Here is a 21463-nt window from a genome sequence, read left to right as displayed (position 1 = left end):
CTGGTCTAATAACCTGAGCCCCATGAACAAGACTCTGCAACGCAACGATACCCGTGAACACCTGCTTGCTATTGGCGAGCAGGTTTGTTTACAGCGCGGCTTTACCGGCATGGGTTTGATCGAGATGCTGGCGCTGGCGGAAGTCACTAAAGGCTCGTTCTACCACTATTTCGGTTCGAAAGAGGCCTTTGGCGTGGCGCTGATTGAGCGCTACTTTGCCCACTTCCAGCAACAGATTGATCAGCAGCTGAATCTGCCCGGTTTACCGCCGCGCGAACGCCTGTTAGCGCATTTCCGCTACGGCGAAAGGCTGTTTATCGAGCAAGGTCATATTGTTGGCTGCCTTGGCGTGAAATTGTCAGCCGAAGTGTGCGATCTCTCCGAACCCATGCGCGATGCCCTGCAACAGGGTGCCAATGCCATCATCGCTGCCTACACGCGCTGTTTGACTGAGGTCGCCGCTGAGCAGCCGCTGCCATTTAGTCAAACGCCGCAGCAGCTGGCGCAGCGCTGCTACTTGTTGTGGCTCGGAGCCAGTTTGCAGAGCAAGATTTCCCGAGTGCCGGGTCCGATTAGTCTGGCGCTCGACACCATCGAACAGTGGCTGATAAGCCACTGATTTTTTTAGAAATCGTCGTTACTAGACGACCGGTCTTCCTGGAGCAATCAATATGGCGAGTAAGCAGCTATTCTCCCCACTCAAAGTGGGCGCGATTACCGTACCGAACCGCATTTTCATGGCCCCGTTGACGCGTCTGCGCAGCATTGAGCCGGGCGATATCCCGACGCCGCTGATGGCTGAATATTATCAGCAGCGCGCCAGTGCCGGTTTAATCATCACCGAAGCCACCCAGATCTCTTTCCAGGCGAAAGGCTATGCCGGTGCGCCGGGCCTGCACACACAGCAGCAAATTGCCGCGTGGAAAATGATTAACGAAGGCATTCATGCCGCTAACGGTCACAGCGCCGTGCAGCTGTGGCACACCGGCCGCATCTCTCATAACAGCGTGCAGCCAGAAGGCAAAGCACCGGTCGCACCGACCGCGCTGGCGGCGGGTACGCGCACTTCTCTGCGCGCTGCGGATGGTTCGGTCTATCGTGAAGACACTTCAGCACCGCGCGAGCTGTCAGTGGCTGAAATTCAGCAAATCGTCAAAGATTTTGGTCAGGCCGCTGCCAATGCGCGCGAAGCCGACTTCGACCTGCTGGAGTTGCACTCAGCACACGGTTATCTGATGCATCAGTTCCTCGCACCCGGCTCAAACCAGCGTAGCGATGAGTACGGCGGTTCGATTGAGAGACGTGGCCGTTTCGCGCTGGAAGTGGTGGATGCGGCGATTGCTAACTGGTCTGCCGATCGTATCGGTATCCGCGTTTCGCCAATCGGTGCCTTCCAGAATCTGGAAAATGGCCCGGAAGAAGAGAAAGCAGCGTTGTGGTACATCGCCGAGTTGGGCAAGCGCGGCATCGCCTATCTGCACCTTTCTGAGCCAGACTGGGCGGGCGGACAGCCATACAGCGATGCATTCCGTGAGAAAGTGCGTGCGCTGTTCCCAGGCGTGATTATTGGTGCCGGTGCCTACACCGTTGAGAAAGCGGATGATCTGATTGCGCGCGGCCTGATTGACGCAGTGGCGTTTGGCCGCGACTTTATCGCTAACCCGGATCTGGTTGCTCGTTTGCAGCAAGATGCGCCACTCAATCCGCAGCGCCCTGAAAGCTTCTACGGCGGCGGCGCGGAAGGTTACACCGATTATCCCACCCTGTAAGAAAATGGCTGCCGCCTCGGATAGGCGGCAGCGTTGTTTCATCAGTGTGTATACTTAGTTGTCTTGTCATTCACTGATGACGTTTTAAAAAAGAGGATGTTATGCGTTTACTTCACACCATGTTACGCGTTGGCGATTTGCAACGTTCTATCGATTTCTACACCCGCGTGCTCGGCATGCGCGTGCTGCGTCAGAGCGAAAACACCGAGTACAAATACACGCTGGCATTCGTTGGCTACACCGAAGAGAGCGAAGGCGCGGTGATTGAGCTGACTTACAACTGGGGCGTGGATAAATACGATCTCGGCAACGCTTACGGCCATATCGCGCTGGGCGTGGACAACGTGGCTGACACCTGCGAACGCATTCGCAGCGCGGGCGGCAACGTAACGCGTGAAGCGGGCCCGGTAAAAGGCGGTTCTACCATTATTGCCTTTGTTGAAGATCCAGACGGCTACAAGATCGAACTGATTGAAAATAAACATGCCGGTCACGGCTTAGGCAACTAAGGTTGCTGGTCAGCCTGCTAATTGCAGGCTGATTTCCCTCTCCTGCTGCACCCTCCTGCGATTTTTGCCATAATGCGCGCTGCCCTATTTATTGCCATGAGATCCTGATGTCTGAATCGAACGCTTTAAACGCTCTCCACCAACGCTTCCGCGGTTTTTATCCTGTTGTGATCGACGTTGAAACCGCAGGTTTCAATGCACAAACCGATGCACTGCTGGAAATTGCAGCCACAACGCTGAAAATGGATGAAGACGGCTGGTTGCACCGCGATGAAACGCTGCACTTCCATGTGGAACCGTTTGAAGGCGCCATTCTGAATCCTGCTGCGCTGGCGTTTACCGGCATCGATCCCACCAATCCGCTGCGCGGTGCGGTTAGTGAATACGAAGCTCTGCATGCGATTTTTAAAATGGTGCGCAAAGGCACCAAAGATAGCGGCTGCAATCGCGCGATTATCGTGGCGCACAATGCCACTTTCGATCTCAACTTCGTGATGGCGGCCGCAGAGCGCGCCAGCCTGAAGCGCAATCCGTTCCACCCTTTTGCCACCTTTGATACCGCAGCGTTAAGTGGTTTAGTGCTGGGGCAAACCGTGTTGGCGAAAGCCTGCAAAGCGGCGGGAATGGAGTTTGATAGCACACAAGCGCATTCGGCGCTGTATGACACCGAGCAAACCGCGACGCTATTTTGTGAGTTGGTGAACCGCTGGAAACGCCTGGGCGGCTGGCCGCTGGCTTTCAGTGAAGAATCTGCAGACGAGGCGTCTGCCGAGTAAGCAAAGAAAAGGCCGACATTTGTCGGCCTTCTGCATTATTCCGCTTCTTTATACTTCTCAGCGGTCTCTTTCAGCAGTGGCTGAAGTTCGCCGCGCTGGAACATCTCAACGATGATGTCGCAGCCGCCGACCAGTTCGCCATCGACCCACAGCTGCGGGAAAGTTGGCCAGTTAGCGTATTTTGGCATTTCAGCGCGAATATCCGGGTTCTGCAGAATGTCCACGTATGCGAAACGCTCGCCACAGGCAGAAAGCGCCTGCACGGCTTGCGCCGAGAAACCGCAGCTTGGCAGCTTCGGAGAACCTTTCATGTACAGCAGAATCGGGTTTTCTGCGATCTGACGCTGAATTTTTTCAACAGTACTCATTATTGCCTTCCTTAATCTTCTACTTCGTGTTTGTTTATTGTAGCGATTTCGCTCCCGGACTGAAAACGGGATTTTGCGTTTGCACTGGCGAATCGCCATGTTTGTTAAGTTAACGCATGACAAATAACATTTTCATATCATTAATTGGCATTAATAAATTAATAATTAGCAATAGTTTCGCTGCGTTAACCAGCTGAAATCGCTCATTTTTGCTACAGAATCAATCTGGTAACATATTAATGGAAAAAGGCCTTACCTTTTGGAAAAAAAGTGGATTAGAATTGCCTCGGCGCTGGTCACTTGATCAGATTTCTCTCACTTTGCCGCAGTCTGCTTTCATTCAGCCTGCTTAACCTGTAACCGGATTATGCGTCTACTAATTACGCTTTTCATACTGGCTTTCGCCCAACTGTTTTTTAATGTGGCTGCTGCATCTCCGCATGCGCCCGTTAATGCCAGTTCGCTTAAAGCAGAGAAAAAGAGCGCACGTGAAGACGAGCGCCGCAAACGACGCCCGGTGAAAACCACCACCAAAAAATCGCGCCTGACTGCTGTTCAAAAATTCAAACTCAAAAAACAGACCAAAACAGAAACCGCGCTGCACAAGACCACCAGCAAAAAATCCCCGCTGAAACTTTCTGCTAAGAAATACGGTCATCAACGTTTAGCGAAGAAAACACCTGAGATCGCCGTCGATGATGAAGCGTTAGCGCTGACCGGCATCAAAATGAGTAAGGCGCACCGCCAGCGTTATCAAAAGGCGCGTGAAACGGCGATGACCAAATTGATGGGCCAACTCGGCAAACCCTATCAATGGGGCGGTGCTTCGCCACATACCGGTTTCGACTGCAGCGGCTTAGTGTGGTACGCCTATAAAGATCTGGTGAAATTCAAACTGCCACGCACCGCTAATGAGATGTATCACCTGCGCGATGCGGCACCGATTAAACGTGAAATGCTCGAGAAAGGCGATTTGGTGTTCTTCCGCATCAATAATCGCGGCACTGCCGATCATGTGGGCGTGTATCTCGGCAACGGGAAATTCATTCAGTCGCCGCGTACCGGCAAAGATATTCAGATCAGCGCATTGGGTGAGGATTACTGGCAGAAACACTATGTGGGCGCGCGTCGCATGATGACGCCAAAAACTATTCGCTAGTTGTTGCGCAACAATCATAAAAAAGCCGGATGCTGTTCTCAGCTCCGGCTTTTTTGTTAATGCATGATCGCGGTAAAGCTGAAGGCGATAATCATCAACAGTGCGCCAACAGTGGTCATTAGCGCCAGTTTCAGGTCGGTATTCATCACAACTCCTTAGTCACACAATTATTAGGGTTAAAGCGATTTTCGCACAGCAATGGGCAAAAATCTCGTTTTATACGCATCAGCTTGCTAGAATCGCCGCCTTTCGTTGCGCAACAGATTTTGCGCATCCTGTATCAACAGCGTGATGAAGTGATTTCGCCTGCTAAAACACACCGTTTTGCCCGCTTTTTTGGGCTGTAAAAGCATTAGCAGACGCAAACGTTTAACAATATACTTATCAGTAAGTTGCGATAAGCCCAGGAGTACCATTTTCATGGCAACAATTAAAGATGTCGCAAAACGCGCGGGTGTCTCAACCACCACGGTTTCGCATGTCATCAACAAAACGCGTTTCGTTGCGGAAGAGACGCGTAACGCCGTATGGGAAGCGATCAAAGAATTACACTACTCGCCCAGTGCCGTGGCGCGTAGTCTCAAAGTTAATCACACCAAAACCTTGGGTCTGCTGGCGACCTCCAGCGAAGCGCCCTACTTCGCTGAAATTATCGAAGCGGTGGAGAACCGGTGTTTCGAACGCGGCTATACGCTGATTCTCGGCAATGCGCACAACGATCTGCAAAAGCAGCGCGCTTACCTGTCGATGATGGCGCAAAAGCGCGTCGATGGATTGCTGGTGATGTGTTCGGAATATCCAGACGATTTGCTGCAGATGCTGGAAGAGAACCGCAATATCCCCATGGTGGTGATGGATTGGGGCGCGTCACGCGGTGATTTCACCGATACCGTGCAGGACAATGCGTTTCAGGGCGGTTATCTCGCCGGGCGTTATCTGATCGAACGCGGCCATCGCGATATCGGTGCCATTCCAGGCCAGATGGAGCGCAACACCGGCGGCGGACGTCACGCTGGCTTCCTGCAGGCGATGAGCGAAGCGGGCATTACGGTGCGTCCGGAATGGGTGGTTCAGGGCGACTTTGAACCTGAATCGGGCTATCAGGCGATGCAGCAGATTTTAAATCAGAAACAGCGTCCAACCGCGGTGTTCTGCGGTGGCGATATCATGGCGATGGGCGCGATTTGCGCCGCTGATGAGATGGGCTTGCGCGTACCGCAGGATATCTCAGTCATTGGCTACGATAACGTGCGCAACGCGCGCTATTTCACCCCAGCGCTGACCACCGTGCACCAGCCGAAAGCCGAACTGGGTGAAAAAGCGCTGGAAATGCTGCTGGATCGCATCACCAGCAAGCGCGAAGATCCGCAAACAATCGAAGTCCAGCCAACGCTAATTGAACGCCGTTCGGTGGCGTACGGTCCGTTCCGCGACTATCGCCGCTAAGCCGACACTTCGCTGAGCCATTCGTGGTTCAGCGTTTCGGCATCCCCGAGATAAGCCAGTAACCACGCCAGCGCCGGTGACGCGCGCTGTTCTGACCAGCTAACGCAGCACGGGCTGTCCGGAAAAGCCTGCGGCAGCGCCAGTTCAACCAGTTTATGGCTGTCCAGCAGTGGACGCGCCAAATGGCCCGGCACCATTCCGACGCACAATCCTGCCAGCAAACAATCCATCCCGGTTTCCCACTCTGGCACTACCAACCGCCGCTGATTATCCAGCGTCCACGTCATACGGCGCGGCAACGCACGCGAGGTATCTTCCAGCACCAGCGATGGCCACGCCCGCAAGGTTTCATCATCCAGTTCCGTGCTGTTGACCAGCGGATGGTCGGGACTCACCACACAGCGCCAGTTCAGCGCGCCCATATCCTGAAAGGCAAAACGTCCACCCACCGGGATCGCCTGGGTCGCGCCAATCGCCACATCAACCCGGCCATCAGCCAACGCATCCCATACGCCGTTGAACACTTCGTAGCTGATAATCAGCTCCATATCGGGAAAATGGCGATAGAAATCCTTCACTAACTGCCGCGTGCGCTGCGGTTTAACAATGCAGTCAACCGCGATACTTAGCTCCCCACGCCAGCCATTCGCCAGTTGCTGACACTGTCGACGGGTTGCCAGCATTTTTTTGATAACAGATCGCCCTTCGCGTACAAAATGCTCGCCCGCCGGTGTCATCACCACTTCGCGGTGCTGGCGCTCAAACAGCGGCACCGCCAGCCAGCTTTCCAGCTGTCGCACGGTATAGCTGACGGCAGAAGGCACGCGATGCAGCTCCTGCGCGGCCGCACTAAAACTGCCGGTGCGCGCCACCGCATCTACCACTTCAAGCGCATATTCTGACCACATAATTTTGCCTTCAAAAAATTTAACAGCACTATGCAAATATTAGCGTTTCACAAAGCGCGTTGCATCCTTTTACACTCCCCGGCGTTCAACCTGCCCAAAAGAGAATCAACATGTTGTCGTCTAAAGCATTTATGCCTTATCTCGCCGTGCTCAGCATGCTCGGCTTTCTTGCCACGGATATGTATTTACCCGCCTTTGGCGATATGCAGCGTGATTTCGCTAGCGCACCTGGCACCATCAGCGCCAGCCTGAGTCTGTTTCTCGGCGGTTTCGCCTGTGCCCAGGTTTTTTGGGGGCCGCTGTCGGATCGTTACGGGCGTAAACCGATTTTGCTAGCGGGGTTAGCCATCTTCGCCCTTGGTTGTCTGGGGATGCTTTGGGTGACCGATGTGCGCCTGATGCTGGCACTGCGTTTTGTGCAGGCAATTGGTGTCTGTGCGGCTGCCGTAAGCTGGCAGGCGCTGGTGGTGGATCACTATCCAAAAGCCAAAGCCAATAAAGTGTTTGCCACGATTATGCCGCTGGTTGCGCTGTCTCCGGCGCTGGCACCGCTGCTCGGCGCCTGGCTTATCGGCCACTTCCACTGGCGCAGCATCTTTATCACACTAACGCTGGTTGCCGTGGTGCTACTGATGGGTACGCTGCAGTTAACCTCGCCTAAGCGCGAGAAAGTGGCGTCAGGTAAACAACCCGGCTGGTTGACCTTGCTGGGTACTCGCGTTTACAGCGGTAACGTCTTGATCTACTCGGCCTGTTCGGCGAGCTTTTTCGCCTGGCTGACAGGCTCACCTTTCATTCTCGCCGCTGCTGGCCTGACGCCGGGTGATATTGGCCTGAGCTATATTCCGCAGACCATTGCGTTTCTGATTGGTGGCTTTGGCTGCCGCACGCTGTTAAATCGCTATCAGGGCGCGCAACTGCTGCCGTGGTTGCTGGTGCTGTATAGCCTGAGCATCCTGAGTTTGTTTGTCATCGCCCTGATGCCATCAGCGCCGCTGTTTGTGCTGTTGATGCCTTTCTGCGGCATGGCGCTGGCCAATGGCGCGATCTATCCAATTGTGGTTGCCAGAGCATTAGCGCACTTCCCGCACGCCACCGGTAAAGCCGCAGGATTACAGAACTTATTCCAGTTAGGATTGTGCTTTGTAGCCAGCCTGCTGGTCTCCGCCGGCCTTGAACAGGCGCTGTTCAACACCACGTTAGTGATGGTCGCTACTGTGGTACTGGCGTGGGTGGGCTTTGTCTGCCAGCGAACGGTAAACGCACAAAGTGATATTGCCCACACTTCCCGTCCCTGCGAAGATAATCTCTAAGCCAGCGCTTTTCGTTAGCAAACTAACGATAACCCGTTGAATATTGACCCACGTGAGCATATACTCTGTGGGTCAGTAATTCTGTATTAAATCAATAATATAAATGTAATACCTTTAGCGACCCTGTCGCGGGATGGCGTCTGCACATTATCCGGTGCGGCGACCCACTTTTCTGCTCAAATTCATACCTCTGTACTACGTCGTACAACGTCGGATTTCTGGCGCACGGATTTTCCGTGAGTTCTCTCACAGGTCTTGGGAAATTGGCTATTCTTTTTCTCAGGTTCAGATCGGAAGGTGATGGAGAAGCTATGAGTTCATCTGTTATAGAAGAAGTGAGCCTTGAAGAAAACCATTGGTATCGGATCGTCAATGAACTGCTAGAGCGGGCTGATATTGCAGTTAATGGCACTCGTCCCTGGGATATTCAGGTAAAGCATCCAGATTTTTTTAAACGCGTTCTCGAGGAAGGATCGCTCGGATTAGGTGAAAGTTACATGGATGGTTGGTGGGAGTGCGAACAGCTCGATATGTTCTTCCATCGCGTTTTAAAACACCATCTGGATAAACAATTACCTCGGCATTTTAAAGATACGTTGCGCATCGCCGCCGCGCGTCTCACTAATTTGCAATCAAAAAAACGCGCCTGGATTGTGGGTAAAGAGCATTACGACCTTGGTAATGATCTCTTCTCACTGATGCTTGATCCTTACATGCAATATTCCTGCGGCTACTGGAAAGATGCTGATACCCTGGAAAACGCGCAGCAAGCCAAACTGGATATGATTTGCCGCAAGTTGCAACTTGAACCGGGCATGACGCTGCTGGATATAGGTTGTGGCTGGGGCGGATTAGCAGAATATGCCGCACGCCATTATGGCGTCACGGTGCATGGCGTGACTATTTCGGCTGAGCAACAAAAACTCGCGCAACAACGCTGTGAAGGACTGGATGTCACTATATTACTGCAGGACTATCGCGACCTGAATAATCAATATGATCGCATCGTTTCTGTGGGTATGTTTGAACATGTCGGGCCGAAAAACTATGCCACTTATTTTGATGTTGCTGACCGTAACCTCAAACCAGACGGCATATTTTTGCTGCACACCATTGGTGCCCTCACTACAGATATGAATGTCGATCCGTGGATTGATAAATATATCTTCCCGAACGGTTGTTTGCCGTCGGTACGTCAAATCGCTGATGCCAGTGAGCCGCATTTCGTCATGGAAGACTGGCATAACTTTGGCGCAGATTACGATACGACGTTAATGGCGTGGTATGAACGTTTTCAGGCGGCGTGGCCGCAGCTGGCTGAGAAATATGGCGAACGTTTTAAACGGATGTTCGACTATTATCTCAACGCCTGCGCCGGTGCGTTTCGTGCCCGTGATATTCAGCTGTGGCAGGTAGTATTCAGTCGTGGCAAGGATGGCGGTTTACGCGTAGCGCGTTAATCAGCTTTCAAATGAATCAAGGCGCCGCATGGCGCCTTTTTCAACGGTATTATTCTGCGCTAGCAATCTGCGCCAGTGCAGCGGCTTCACGCTGCGCTAATACGCGCTCAACCGTTTCCACAATGGCCTGCGTATGCGGATCAATCTCAATATTGACTTTTTGACCGAACTTCTTCGCGCCTAAAGTGGTGCGCTCCAGCGTTTCCGGGATCAAATGCACACAGAATTTGCTTTTGGTTACGTCGCCAACGGTCAAACTAATACCATCGATACCCACAAAACCTTTGTGCAGAATATATTTGATCTGGGTGGCGTCCTGTAATTTAAACCAGATTTCGCGGTTGTTTTCAGACTGGATGATTTTACAGATTTCCGCCGTGGTCATAATATGGCCAGACATTAAATGACCGCCAATTTCATCACTGAACTTCGCGGCACGCTCAATATTCACCACATCACCCACCTTTAATTCACCCAGGTTGGTAATGCGCAATGTTTCTTTAATCAGATCGAAGCTGACCAAATCGCCGTTAATCTCGGTCACCGTCAGGCAGCAGCCATTGTGTGCCACCGATGCGCCCAGCGCCAGGCCCGGTAACAGATCCTCCGGTAAGCGCACAATATGGGTACGAAACAGATCTTTCTCTTCAATGCCGACAATTTCTGCCGTGCCTTGCACAATTCCAGTAAACATCATCTCAGCCTCTGCAAAGTTTGCGTCAGTTTATCACAGCTTGTCGGCGGCAGCTTAATTTGGCGGAGTTCAAACTTTACACAAATTGCTAAACAAAATGCGATCAACGTTTGGCGGAAGCCAGCGCTGCCGCTACACTATGCCGCGCATTCTTTGGGGATTTCGCCCCGCTCTCTTCTTTAATTAAGCAGGTGTAACGTGCAGAAGTATTTTACAGAAGCGCGTCAATTGCTGGCCCTCGCGATCCCGGTCATCCTTGCTCAGGTGGCCCAGACGGCGATGGGTTTTGTAGATACTGTTATGGCCGGTGCGGTAAGCGCCACGGATATGGCCGCCGTTGCTGTCGGCACCTCTATCTGGCTTCCCGCCATTCTGTTTGGTCATGGTCTTCTACTGGCTTTGACGCCTACCGTTGCGCAACTCAACGGTTCAGGACGACGCGAACGTATCGCGGAACAAGTGCGCCAGGGATACTGGATGGCACTGGCCGTTGCGCTACTGATTATGGTGGTGCTGTGGAATGCCGGTTATCTGATTAACACCATGCATGACATCGATCCTGAATTGGCCGCCAAAGCCGAAGGATACCTGCATGCGTTGCTGTGGGGCGCACCGGGTTACCTACTGTTCCAGGTGATGCGCAACCAATGCGAAGGTTTGTCGAAAACCAAACCGGCGATGCTGCTCGGCTTCCTCGGCCTGATGGTGAACATTCCGCTCAACTATGTGTTCATTTACGGCCATTTTGGTATGCCGGCCTTAGGCGGCGTCGGCTGCGGCGTGGCAACGGCATCGGTCTATTGGGTGATGTTCCTGGTGATGCGCTTCTGGGTGAAACGCATGGCAAGCATGCGCGACATCCGTATGAAAACGCGCTGGTCTGCACCGTCACGTGCGATTTTGTCACGCCTGTTCACGCTGGGTTTGCCGGTGGCATTGGCGCTGTTCTTTGAGGTGACGCTGTTTGCCGTGGTGGCGCTTTTAGTATCACCACTCGGCATCGTCAAAGTGGCCGGGCACCAGATTGCGCTCAACTTCAGTTCGCTGATGTTCGTGTTGCCGCTGTCGCTCGGCGTCGCTACTACCATTCGCGTTGGTTATCGACTCGGTCAAGGTTCCGCCGAACAGGCGCGCGTTGCTGCGTGGACCGGGCAAGGGGTCGGCATCAGCATGGCGGCCATCACCGCGCTGTTTACCGTGATTTTCCGTCACGATATCGCCGGCTTGTACACGGCAAATCCAGAAGTCATTACCCTTGCGGCACAGCTGATGTTGCTGGCGGCGATCTATCAGTTCTCAGATTCGATTCAGGTGATCGGCAGCGGTATCTTGCGCGGTTATAAAGACACGCGCTCGATCTTCTTCATTACTTTTATCGCCTATTGGGTGCTGGGTTTGCCGGTGGGCTATGTATTGGCGATGACGGATTGGGTTTTGCCGAAACTCGGCCCCGCCGGTTTCTGGTGTGGCTTCATTATCGGTCTGACCTCCGCAGCAGTGATGATGATTTGGCGCATCCGTCGTTTACAGCGCCTGCCTGCGCAGGTGATTTTGGCGCGTGCCGCGCGCTAAGTGGCTGGTAACGGCGAAAAAAACGACGCATAGCACAGTTGCTGGTCAGTCGTAGGGGAAAAACACTTTTTCCCCTTGCCAGCATCACAGCCTGCCGTTAATATTCGTCCCCGCTGTCGCCCTGACAGCGTGTTGCGCTCTTAGCTCAGTTGGTTAGAGCACCACCTTGACATGGTGGGGGTCGATGGTTCGAGTCCATTAGAGCGCACCAAGTGCGTCCGTAGCTCAGTTGGTTAGAGCACCACCTTGACATGGTGGGGGTCGGTGGTTCGAGTCCACTCGGACGCACCAATTAGTGAATTTCCTGAATGCGCTCTTAGCTCAGTTGGTTAGAGCACCACCTTGACATGGTGGGGGTCGATGGTTCGAGTCCATTAGAGCGCACCACTCTGGTTTTATCTCCTTGCGCAACACCTTTTTCTTGATCTGCATCGTCTTTATCACGCCGCTTTTATATTGGTTTTCGCATACTTAGCGACTATACTATGCCGCGTTGTTCCACCTGAAAGGTTTCAGCGCTAACGTGCCTATGCAAACAACTCCAATGATTTGCGCAACACTGATCACTCAGTTCCCTCGCGTACTGCATAACTTCTCTGCACGCTTTGCTTTCGTCTCCTATTCTTATTTCTGTGAAATCCGTTCCAACACCATAAATATTCTCACTTCGGTGCCATGCGCATCGAATCCCGACCTTTATCATCCATCACAACTTATAGAAAACCTGACATGAAAAAGACCAAAATCGTTTGTACTATCGGTCCAAAAACCGAATCTGAAGAGATGCTGACCCATTTGCTGGAAGCGGGCATGAACGTGATGCGCCTGAACTTCTCGCACGGGGATTATGCTGAACACGGCCAACGCATCACCAACATGCGTGCCGTTATGGAAAAAACCGGTCGTCAGGCCGCTATTCTGCTGGACACCAAAGGTCCGGAAATTCGTACCATGAAACTGGAAGGCGGCAACGATGTATCGTTGAAAGCGGGCCAGACCTTCACCTTCACTACCGATCAGACGGTGATTGGTAACAGCGAACGTGTTGCCGTGACCTACGCCGGTTTCACTGAAGACCTGAAAATTGGTAACACCGTACTGGTCGACGATGGCTTGATCGGTATGCAGGTGACTGAAGTCACTGAGAACTCAGTGATCTGTCATGTCCTGAACAACGGCGATCTGGGTGAAAACAAAGGCGTCAACCTGCCAGGTGTCTCCATTCAGCTGCCTGCACTGGCGGAAAAAGATAAGCGCGACCTGATCTTTGGTTGCGAGCAGAACGTTGATTTCGTCGCCGCGTCGTTTATCCGTAAGCGTTCTGACGTGCTTGAAATCCGTGAGCACCTGAAAGCACACGGCGGCGAACATATTCAGATCATCTCGAAAATCGAGAACCAGGAAGGCCTGAACAACTTCGACGAGATCCTCGAAGCGTCAGATGGCATCATGGTTGCGCGTGGCGACCTCGGCGTTGAAATCCCGGTTGAAGAAGTGATCTTCGCGCAGAAGATGATGATCAAAAAATGTAATAAAGCACGCAAAGTGGTGATCACTGCGACGCAGATGCTGGATTCTATGATTAAAAACCCGCGCCCTACCCGCGCAGAAGCTGGCGACGTGGCTAACGCCATCCTCGATGGTACCGATGCAGTAATGTTGTCTGGTGAGAGCGCGAAAGGTCGCTATCCGCTGGAATCGGTCACCATTATGGCGACCATCTGTGAGCGTACCGATCGCGTGATGAAATCCCGCATCGACACGCTGCAAGACTCACGCAAGCTGCGCATCACCGAAGCAGTGTGCCGCGGTGCGGTTGAGACTGCAGAGAAGCTGGAAGCACCACTGATTGTTGTAGCCACCGAAGGCGGTAAATCTGCCAAAGCCATCCGTAAGTATTTCCCGGATGCCACCATTCTGGCGCTCACTACCAACGAAACCACTGCGCGTCAGCTGATTCTGAGCAAAGGTATCGAAACCCATCTGGTGACAGAAATTGCCTCAACTGATGATTTCTATCGCATTGGTAAAGAAATGGCGCTGGAAAGCGGATATGCGCAGAAAGGCGATGTTGTGGTCATGGTTTCAGGCGCATTAGTGCCAAGCGGAACGACAAACACCGCTTCTGTACATGTAATCTGATTAGCAACTGAATTTTTATTAAAAAGCGCCTTTAACAGGCGCTTTTTTTATTGCTGATGTAATACAAAAACCAGAAATTTCCAATCGAAATTAACTATTCAAAATCTCGTATGATTAAGGTTAGTCCGATTAAATCTCTCTGTTTTAGCTAATTATTTTCATCTTCTTCTGTGAAATGCTGTTTCTTTGAGCGAACGATCAAAATTAAGCATGTTCTCATCAAAAATTTATTCTCAACTCAAAAAGCTTTGTGTAATACTTGTAACGCTACATGGAGATTAACTCAATCTAGAGGGTATAAAGAATGAATCGCACTAAACTGGTACTGGGCGCTGTAATCCTGGCTTCAACTATGCTGGCTGGTTGCTCAAGCAACGCTAAAATCGACCAACTGTCTTCAGACGTTCAGACTCTGAACGCTAAAGTTGATCAGCTGAGCAACGACGTGAACGCAATCCGTTCTGACGTTCAGGCTGCTAAAGATGACGCAGCTCGCGCTAACCAGCGTCTGGACAACCAGGCTCACTCTTACCGTAAGTAAGAGTACTGGTTGAAAAATGGTGCCCATGTGGCACCATTTTTTTTGTCCTGATTCTGCGTTTCTCTGGTCCGAATTCAGGGCTGCGCTATTGCTTCAGCACTCTGCTCCGTCGTCGGTGCTGCGCTCTCATCCATTACTGGCTCACCACTGCTCACTAACACCGGCATGCCTGAACGTCGGGCTATCGCTTCATTAATCAACGCGGTATCACTCTTCTCATTCTTAGAGAAAGCTTTCAGCTGCGCAGACTGCGCAATCGGCATGGTTTGTGGATCATCCTTATCATTGCGCGATAAAGGCTGATGCACTTCAACGTAGCGCTTACCGTCGGGCTCAATCGCATATTTGATGGGCTGATTGATCACCTGCACGCGCGTTCCTTTTGGCACGCTGTTGAACAGCGCTTCAATATCATCCGGTCGCAGGCGAATACAGCCAGAACTCACGCGCATACCAATACCAAAGTCAGCATTGGTGCCATGAATCAGGTACTGACCAGTACCACGCGCCAGACGCATGGCAAACAGCCCCATCGGGTTATCTGGCCCAGCGGGCACCACGCCCGGCAAGGTGATGCCCTCTTTGGCATAGCGCTTGCGGATATTGGTGGTTGGCGTCCAGGTAGGATTAGGGATTTTCTGGCTGATGCTGGTGACCATGGTTGGCGTCATGGCGCCCAGTTGACCGATACCAATCGGATAGACCACCACACGATCTTCACCTTTCGGATAGTAGTAGAGCCGCAGCTCCGCGAGGTTAATCACGATACCTTCGCGTGGCGCATCAGGCAGCAGCATCTGCAGCGGCACGGTTAATTGTGTGCCGGCCTTTGGCAGCCAGGGGTCAACGCCGGGATTGGCTTCCAGCATGCCGAGCATGCCTATCTTATAACGCGCGGCAATGCTCTCCAGCGGCCGTTTGTCATCTGGCACAGTGGTCAGGGTATTCTCGCCAATTAAACGGCTGTTATCGGCTGGTAGGGGATATTCCGTAGCAAATGCAGGTGCAGAGAGTCCGCAACAGGACAACAGCAATGCACCGGCTAAACGTAAGGCTGGTTTCATGCAATTTTCTCTTTGTCGGATAGAACAGACCCCGGTCAAGCCGGGGTCTGGAGAGTGTAACTTAGCTGAGGGTCTGAGCGTTATGCCGGATCGCGCGGATCATGGCTTCCAGCCCCTGCGAACGCGAGGGAGTGAGATGTGAGGTCAGCGCTAATTCGCCGAACCAGTGGCGCACATCGAGATCGAGAATCTCTGGCGCCTTAAGCCCCTGATACAGGCTAAATACCACTGCAATCAACCCTTTAACGATGGCGGCATCACTGTCACCTTCAAAGGCGATGGTGCCATCGGCCTGCGGGGTCATGCGTATCCACACCTGGCTCTGGCAGCCTGAAATCACGTGTTCTGGCTGTTGTAAGCTTTCGGAGGATTCTGGTAATTTCCCACCGAGTTCAATGATGTAGAGGTACTTCTCTTCCCAGTTAGCGCAACGATTAAAGTTACGAACCAGTCTCTCTTTATCTGGCAAATTCGCCATGAATCACTCCTGAAATCTGCTCAACCGCCCAGCAGACGATGAATACGGGTCAAACCTGCGGCCAGGCGATCGGCTTCTTCTTCGGTGTTATACAGCGCGAAGGAGGCACGACACATCGCCGGCACCGCATAATGACGCATCAGCGGCATCGCACAGTGATGGCCAGTGCGGATCGCAATACCGTATTGATCAAGGAAACTGCCGACATCAAACGCGTGATGCTTGCCGAGATTAAAGGCCACCACGCCGCTGCGACTTTCCGGACCGTAAATCACCAGATCCGGCACCGAAGCCAGTTTATCCAGCGCATAACGCATCAGCATCGATTCGCGCTGATGAATCACATCCAGGCCCAATTCGCTGATCCACGTTAACGCCGCACCTAATCCAATGATGCCGCCGGTATTCGGCGTGCCCGCTTCGAAACGCCATGGCGTACTGTTAAAGGTGGTGCCAGTTGGCAGCACCACTTCAGAAATCATCGAACCGCCGCCTTCCCACGGAGGCATGATCTCCTGCAACGCTTTACGCGCGTAAAGCACCCCAATGCCGGTCGGACCATAAATTTTATGGCCGGAGAAGGCGTAGAAGTCGCAGTCGATATCCTGTACATCCACCGCGTGATGCATCACCGCTTGCGCGCCATCCACCAGCGTAATCACGCCAGCGGCTTTCGCTTGCGCCACGATGGCTTTCACCGGATTGACTGTGCCGAGCACGTTTGAAACGTGGGTCACCGCCAGCAAACGGGTGCGACTATCAATCAAGCCGCTCAGCTGCTCCAGCGCCAGTTCGCCCTGCGCATTCAGCGGCAGTACGCGAATTTCTGCGCCGGTACGCTGCGCCACCATCTGCCACGGTACGATGTTAGCGTGATGCTCCATCTCGGTGATGATGATGTTGTCGCCCGGCTGCAGCTGGCTGCCGCCCCAACTGTTAGCCACCAGATTGATGGCTTCGGTGGTGCCTTTGACGAAGATAATCTCTTCAGGCGAAGCGGCATTAAGAAAACGCGCTGCCTGATGACGCACGTTTTCCATGTCGGTGGTCGCCTGCGCGCTCAACGAATGGATACCGCGGTGCACGGCCGCATAGCCGTGCTGGTAGAAATAACTTTCCGCATTGATGACCGCGAGCGGGCGCTGTGCGCTGGCCGCGCTATCAAGGTAGGCCAGCGGATGTCCGTTGACCTCACGTTTCAGAATCGGAAATTCCGCTCTGATGCGTTCGAGATCGAAACTCATGACTCAACTCCCGGAATACGCGCGGCAATGCGCTGCAGCACCACCTGGCGCAGTACCGGATTCTCCAGCGTTTCGGTGAGTTCAGCGGCAAATGCATGGATGATCATACGCTGTGCGGCAGTCTCATCGATGCCGCGCGAGCGCAGATAGAACATCTGCTCTTCATCAATACGACCAATGGTCGCACCGTGACTGCACTTCACGTCATCCGCATAGATTTCCAGCTGCGGCTTGGTGTCCACTTCAGCCAGACGGCCCAGCAACAGGTTGTTGTTGGTCATCTGTCCATCGGTTTTCAGCGCGTGCTGTGCCACTTTGATCATGCCATTGAACACCGCACGACCTTTATCGCGCGCGATGACTTTGTGCATCTGACGGCTGGTGCAGTAGCCTTTGTTGTGCTCCAGATAGCTGCGGGTATCGCACACTTCCTGATTCACCGGCAACGACAAGCTGTTGATCGCCAGATTGGTATTTTCGCCATTCAGCTGCGCGCTGGTGTTGTGACGCGATAAGCCCGCACCCAGCAGGAAGCTGGTGGTGGCCACATTCGCATCACGGCCCATCACCACGTCATTGTGCGCGAAGTGGTAAGCCTTCTCACTCTCAAATGACAGTTTGATGTGCTGCAGTTTGGCATTGTCGGCCACGTCGAACGTGAAACGCGCGCCGGTAAAGTGCGCCACGTCATTCAGCGTAACGTAGTGCTCAATCACTTCCGCTTCTGCGCTGGCTTCCAGCTGCAGATGGTGGCGATGGTGCACGGTGTTGGTGCCCGCGTCCTGACCGCTGGTGATGTGCAGCAGATAGAGCGGTTTAGCCGCTGATTTGCCACGCGCCAGACGAATAGTGGTCGCTTCTTCCGCCAGACTTTCGGTCAGATGCAGGAACACTTCCGGCTGAATCGGTGCCGGCAGCGGACGACGCTCAGAAGCCTGCGCATGCTGAATTTCAAACAGGCCGGTATCACGGCTGCTCAATTCGGCCTGAAAGCGACCATCAACAAACACCAGACGCACCGCATCAACCGGCAGCGCCAGCGCTTCAACTTGCTCCGCGCTCACGTCCTGCGGCTGTGGCAGCACAAATTGCTGCGCCAGCAGGCCATCAAGCGGCGTGTATTTCCAGTTTTCATGCTTACGCGTGGGCAAGCCGACACGCATCAGTTGCTGCCAGTGCTGCTGCGCCTGTAAAGAACGTACGTCACCGCGCGATTCAAACAGGTGATGCCACTGCTGCAGGGCGTTATCACTCTTGGTCGGTAAGCCAGCCATAGCCTTGCTCCTCCAACTGTTTCACCAGCGAGAAGTCGCCAGATTTAACGATCTTGCCCTGATACAGCACGTGTACATGATCCGGCTTGATGTAATCCAGGATGCGCTGGTAGTGCGTCACGATGATGAATGAACGCTTACCGTCGCGCAGGCTGTTAACGCCTTCGGCTACGATTTTCAGCGCATCGATATCCAGACCGGAGTCGGTTTCATCAAGGATGCACAGCTCAGGTTCCAGGGCCGCCATCTGCAGGATATCGTTACGCTTCTTCTCACCGCCGGAGAAGCCGACGTTTACTGAACGGGTCAGCAAATCTTCTGGCATCTTCAGCAGCTGGATTTTATCTTCGATAAAGTCCTGGAAGTCGAAACGGTCCAGCGGCTCCTGCTCACGGTATTTACGCACCGCGTTGACCGAGGTCTGCAGGAAGAACTGGTTGCTGACGCCCGGAATTTCTACCGGATACTGGAACGCCATGAAGATGCCTTCACCGGCACGCTCTTCTGGCTCAAGTTCCAGCAGGTCTTTGCCCTTAAAGGTGACAGAACCGCCAGTGACTTCGTAATCTTCACGACCAGCCAGCGTTGCAGACAGGGTACTTTTACCTGAACCATTTGGTCCCATGATGGCGTGGACTTCGCCCGGTTTCACTTCAAGGTTCAGACCGCGCAAAATCTCTTTGTCTTCAACGCTAACCTGCAAATCTTTAATGCTTAACATACTCTTTCCTTCACATTGCTTCCGGCAACGGGCATCAGCCCACACTGTGCTCAAGGCTGATAGCTAACAATTTTTGCGCTTCCACGGCGAATTCCAGTGGCAGCTCGGAGAAAACGTCTTTGCAGAAGCCGTTAACGATCATTGAGATCGCATCTTCTTCGCTGATGCCACGCTGCAGGCAGTAGAACATCTGATCTTCACCGATGCGCGAGGTAGTGGCTTCGTGCTCCAGATGGGCGGTGTTGTTGCGCGTTTCCACATACGGGAAGGTGTGCGCACCGCACTCGGCACCAATCAGCATCGAGTCACACTGGGTGAAGTTACGCGCGTTGGTCGCGGTTGGCATGATTTTCACCAGGCCGCGATAGGTGTTCTGGCTCTTACCGGCAGAGATACCTTTCGAGATGATGGTCGACTTGGTGTTTTTACCAATGTGAATCATCTTGGTACCGGTATCCGCCTGCTGGCGTCCCGCAGTCAGCGCGACTGAGTAGAACTCACCAATCGAGTAATCACCGCGCAGGATGCAACTTGGATATTTCCAGGTAATCGCTGAACCGGTCTCAGACTGCGTCCAGGACATCTTGCTGTGATCGCCTTCGCACAGGGCACGCTTGGTGACGAAGTTGAGGATACCGCCCTCGCCTTCACCGCCTGGGAACCAGTTCTGCACGGTGGAGTATTTCACTTCAGCGTTTTTATGGATGATCACTTCTACCACTGCGGCGTGCAGCTGATAGGTGTCACGCACCGGCGCAGAGCAACCTTCGATATAGCTGACGTAGCTGTCTTCATCGGCGATCAAGATGGTGCGCTCAAACTGACCGGTTTTTGCCGCGTTGATGCGGAAATAGGTCGACAGCTCCATCGGGCAACGTACGCCTTTCGGGATGTACACGAAGGTACCGTCAGAGGCCACAGCCGAGTTCAGCGCGGCAAAGAAGTTATCGTTTGGCGGCACGACAGTCCCGAGATACTTCTGCACCAGCTCTGGGTGATCGTGAATCGCTTCGCCGAACGAGCAGAAGATAATGCCCTGCTCCGCCAGCTTGCCGCGATAGGTGGTCGAAACGGAGACGGAGTCGAAAATCGCATCCACCGCCACTTCACGCCCTTCACGCACTGGAACGCCTAACTGGTTAAACGCGTCTTCCACTTCCTTCGTCAGGTAGTCGCTGGACGCGACGCTGCCGGAGGTTTGGGTGGCGCCAGGTTCAGAAGCACAGCTGTCATCGCAGTTGCCGCAGGACGGCGCAGAGTAGTAGCTGTAATCCTGATAATCCAGTTTTTCGTAGTGCGCTTTCAGCCAGTGCGGCTCTTCCATTTGCTCCCAGGCGCGGAACGCCTTGAGACGGAATTCAAGCATCCATTCAGGTTCGTTACGTTTAGCCGAAATCGCACGCACCACATCTTCATTGATGCCGTGGGCAAATTCTTCGGTTTGTAACTGGGTAAAGAAGCCCTCTTTATAATTGAGCTTGCCTTCCCACATTTGTACATCATCAGATGCTTCGGTGTGTCGTGACATGTTTTACTTACTCGACGCCAAAGCTTTCACCGCACCCGCAGGCGTGTTGAGCTTTAGGGTTGTTGAATTTAAAAATCTGGTTAAGACCTTCGCGGACATAATCCAGCTCGGTACCGTCAACAAACGGCATCGCCTGAAGTGGCACAAACAGTTTTGCGCCGAATTGCTCAAACTGCAGGTCGTCATCGGCAGGATCCTTTACCAGATCCATGACGTACCCAAAGCCGGCACAGCCGGACGTTTTCACACCCAGTTTCAAGCCCTTGACTTCAGGGTCTTGTTCTACCAGGTTAAGAATCTGTTTCGCTGCCGATTCGGTCAGCGTGAGCCCTTTCCAGACGAAATCTTCGGGTGAAAAGGAGTCGGCATTTACTGATGACATTGTGCTACCTCGTATGTCTGGGCCTTTTCAGGCTATCCCCCTATGGTAGTGATATCAGATATCACTTCAACCTCTTGTTTTGCAGGGATAATCATCTCGTGCTATTTTTCACTGC

Annotated in this window: 22 protein-coding genes and 3 tRNA genes; 14 read left to right on the top strand and 11 right to left on the bottom strand. The window is 53.1% G+C overall.

Annotated elements, in window-relative coordinates:
• Positions 1–22: 22 nt before the first annotated feature.
• The 4 genes from NQH49_RS08715 to rnt all read left to right on the top strand — a co-directional run bounded on the left by NQH49_RS08715 (position 23) and on the right by rnt (position 3054).
• Positions 23–619, top strand: a complete 597-nt coding sequence (locus tag NQH49_RS08715; protein WP_256696335.1) for a TetR/AcrR family transcriptional regulator — start codon at positions 23–25, stop codon at positions 617–619.
• 52 nt (positions 620–671) lie between these two features.
• The gene (nemA, locus tag NQH49_RS08710; RefSeq protein ID WP_256696334.1) at positions 672–1769 is read left to right on the top strand and encodes an alkene reductase; all 1098 of its coding nucleotides are present in this window, start codon (positions 672–674) and stop codon (positions 1767–1769) included.
• Positions 1770–1870: 101 nt separating this feature from the next.
• Complete coding sequence (gene gloA, locus NQH49_RS08705) at positions 1871–2278, top strand: lactoylglutathione lyase (protein ID WP_007892766.1); 408 nt, start codon at positions 1871–1873, stop codon at positions 2276–2278.
• A 107-nt stretch (positions 2279–2385) separates the two neighbouring features.
• Positions 2386–3054, top strand: coding sequence for a ribonuclease T (rnt, locus tag NQH49_RS08700; RefSeq protein ID WP_101764547.1), 669 nt, complete (start codon positions 2386–2388; stop codon positions 3052–3054).
• A gap of 35 nt (positions 3055–3089) precedes the next feature.
• Here the strand turns inward: rnt and NQH49_RS08695 are convergent, their stop codons facing one another.
• Positions 3090–3425, bottom strand: coding sequence for a Grx4 family monothiol glutaredoxin (locus tag NQH49_RS08695; RefSeq protein WP_175501675.1), 336 nt, complete (start codon positions 3423–3425; stop codon positions 3090–3092).
• A gap of 364 nt (positions 3426–3789) precedes the next feature.
• Between NQH49_RS08695 and NQH49_RS08690 the strand changes: the two genes are divergently transcribed.
• A complete protein-coding gene (locus NQH49_RS08690; RefSeq protein WP_256696333.1) occupies positions 3790–4581 on the top strand; it encodes a C40 family peptidase in 792 nt (263 codons plus the stop codon).
• A gap of 56 nt (positions 4582–4637) precedes the next feature.
• Here the strand turns inward: NQH49_RS08690 and cydH are convergent, their stop codons facing one another.
• Positions 4638–4727: a cytochrome bd-I oxidase subunit CydH gene (gene cydH / locus NQH49_RS08685; RefSeq protein ID WP_007892756.1), complete on the bottom strand. Its 90-nt coding sequence runs from the start codon at positions 4725–4727 to the stop codon at positions 4638–4640.
• 274 nt (positions 4728–5001) lie between these two features.
• On the opposite strand from cydH, the gene purR reads away from it, so the two are divergent.
• Positions 5002–6027, top strand: coding sequence for an HTH-type transcriptional repressor PurR (gene purR / locus NQH49_RS08680; protein ID WP_256696332.1), 1026 nt, complete (start codon positions 5002–5004; stop codon positions 6025–6027).
• On the opposite strand, the gene punR is transcribed toward purR, so the two are convergent.
• Positions 6024–6935, bottom strand: a complete 912-nt coding sequence (gene punR, locus NQH49_RS08675; protein ID WP_256696331.1) for a DNA-binding transcriptional activator PunR — start codon at positions 6933–6935, stop codon at positions 6024–6026. The two genes, purR and punR, sit on opposite strands and share 4 nt — an antisense overlap.
• 110 nt (positions 6936–7045) lie before the next feature.
• Here punR and punC point away from each other — a divergent pair, with 110 nt between their 5' ends.
• On the top strand, positions 7046–8248 hold the full coding sequence (gene punC / locus NQH49_RS08670) for a purine nucleoside transporter PunC (protein WP_256696330.1): 1203 nt from the start codon (positions 7046–7048) through the stop codon (positions 8246–8248).
• A gap of 311 nt (positions 8249–8559) precedes the next feature.
• Positions 8560–9708, top strand: coding sequence for a cyclopropane fatty acyl phospholipid synthase (gene cfa / locus NQH49_RS08665; protein ID WP_008110314.1), 1149 nt, complete (start codon positions 8560–8562; stop codon positions 9706–9708).
• Between the two features lie 49 nt (positions 9709–9757).
• Here the strand turns inward: cfa and NQH49_RS08660 are convergent, their stop codons facing one another.
• Positions 9758–10402 (bottom strand): riboflavin synthase subunit alpha, encoded by a 645-nt coding sequence (locus NQH49_RS08660; protein ID WP_256698400.1) that lies wholly within the window; start codon positions 10400–10402, stop codon positions 9758–9760.
• Between the two features lie 198 nt (positions 10403–10600).
• Between NQH49_RS08660 and NQH49_RS08655 the strand changes: the two genes are divergently transcribed.
• From NQH49_RS08655 to NQH49_RS08630, 6 genes are all read left to right on the top strand, one after another.
• Entirely contained in the window at positions 10601–11974 is a 1374-nt protein-coding gene (locus NQH49_RS08655) for an MATE family efflux transporter (protein ID WP_256696329.1), read from the top strand.
• Positions 11975–12108: 134 nt separating this feature from the next.
• Positions 12109–12185: transfer RNA gene (locus tag NQH49_RS08650), tRNA-Val, on the top strand.
• A 3-nt stretch (positions 12186–12188) separates the two neighbouring features.
• Positions 12189–12265 (top strand) — tRNA-Val (locus NQH49_RS08645).
• A 19-nt stretch (positions 12266–12284) separates the two neighbouring features.
• Positions 12285–12361, top strand: a tRNA-Val gene (locus NQH49_RS08640).
• A 342-nt stretch (positions 12362–12703) separates the two neighbouring features.
• Complete coding sequence (gene pykF / locus NQH49_RS08635) at positions 12704–14116, top strand: pyruvate kinase PykF (RefSeq protein ID WP_256696328.1); 1413 nt, start codon at positions 12704–12706, stop codon at positions 14114–14116.
• A gap of 304 nt (positions 14117–14420) precedes the next feature.
• The gene (locus NQH49_RS08630) at positions 14421–14657 is read left to right on the top strand and encodes a major outer membrane lipoprotein (RefSeq protein WP_007892735.1); all 237 of its coding nucleotides are present in this window, start codon (positions 14421–14423) and stop codon (positions 14655–14657) included.
• Between the two features lie 74 nt (positions 14658–14731).
• On the opposite strand, the gene NQH49_RS08625 is transcribed toward NQH49_RS08630, so the two are convergent.
• The 7 genes from NQH49_RS08625 to sufA form a co-directional block, all read right to left on the bottom strand.
• A complete protein-coding gene (locus NQH49_RS08625) occupies positions 14732–15721 on the bottom strand; it encodes a L,D-transpeptidase family protein (RefSeq protein ID WP_256696327.1) in 990 nt (329 codons plus the stop codon).
• 61 nt (positions 15722–15782) lie between these two features.
• The gene (sufE, locus tag NQH49_RS08620) at positions 15783–16199 is read right to left on the bottom strand and encodes a cysteine desulfuration protein SufE (protein WP_008102979.1); all 417 of its coding nucleotides are present in this window, start codon (positions 16197–16199) and stop codon (positions 15783–15785) included.
• 20 nt (positions 16200–16219) lie between these two features.
• Positions 16220–17443, bottom strand: coding sequence for a cysteine desulfurase SufS (gene sufS / locus NQH49_RS08615; protein ID WP_091003179.1), 1224 nt, complete (start codon positions 17441–17443; stop codon positions 16220–16222).
• Entirely contained in the window at positions 17440–18717 is a 1278-nt protein-coding gene (gene sufD, locus NQH49_RS08610; protein ID WP_256696326.1) for a Fe-S cluster assembly protein SufD, read from the bottom strand. The genes sufS and sufD overlap by 4 nt, the downstream gene beginning before the upstream one ends.
• Positions 18692–19438, bottom strand: coding sequence for a Fe-S cluster assembly ATPase SufC (gene sufC, locus NQH49_RS08605; RefSeq protein WP_008102973.1), 747 nt, complete (start codon positions 19436–19438; stop codon positions 18692–18694). Before sufC ends, sufD begins: the two co-directional genes overlap by 26 nt.
• 34 nt (positions 19439–19472) lie before the next feature.
• Entirely contained in the window at positions 19473–20966 is a 1494-nt protein-coding gene (gene sufB / locus NQH49_RS08600) for a Fe-S cluster assembly protein SufB (RefSeq protein WP_008102971.1), read from the bottom strand.
• Between the two features lie 7 nt (positions 20967–20973).
• On the bottom strand, positions 20974–21348 hold the full coding sequence (gene sufA, locus NQH49_RS08595; RefSeq protein ID WP_007892717.1) for a Fe-S cluster assembly scaffold SufA: 375 nt from the start codon (positions 21346–21348) through the stop codon (positions 20974–20976).
• Between the last annotated feature and the right edge of the window lie 115 nt (positions 21349–21463).

Origin of the sequence: Pantoea trifolii (assembly GCF_024506435.1) — a bacterium.
Taxonomy (GTDB): Bacteria; Pseudomonadota; Gammaproteobacteria; order Enterobacterales; family Enterobacteriaceae; genus Pantoea; species Pantoea trifolii.
This window is presented reverse-complemented; position numbering and strand designations above follow the sequence as displayed.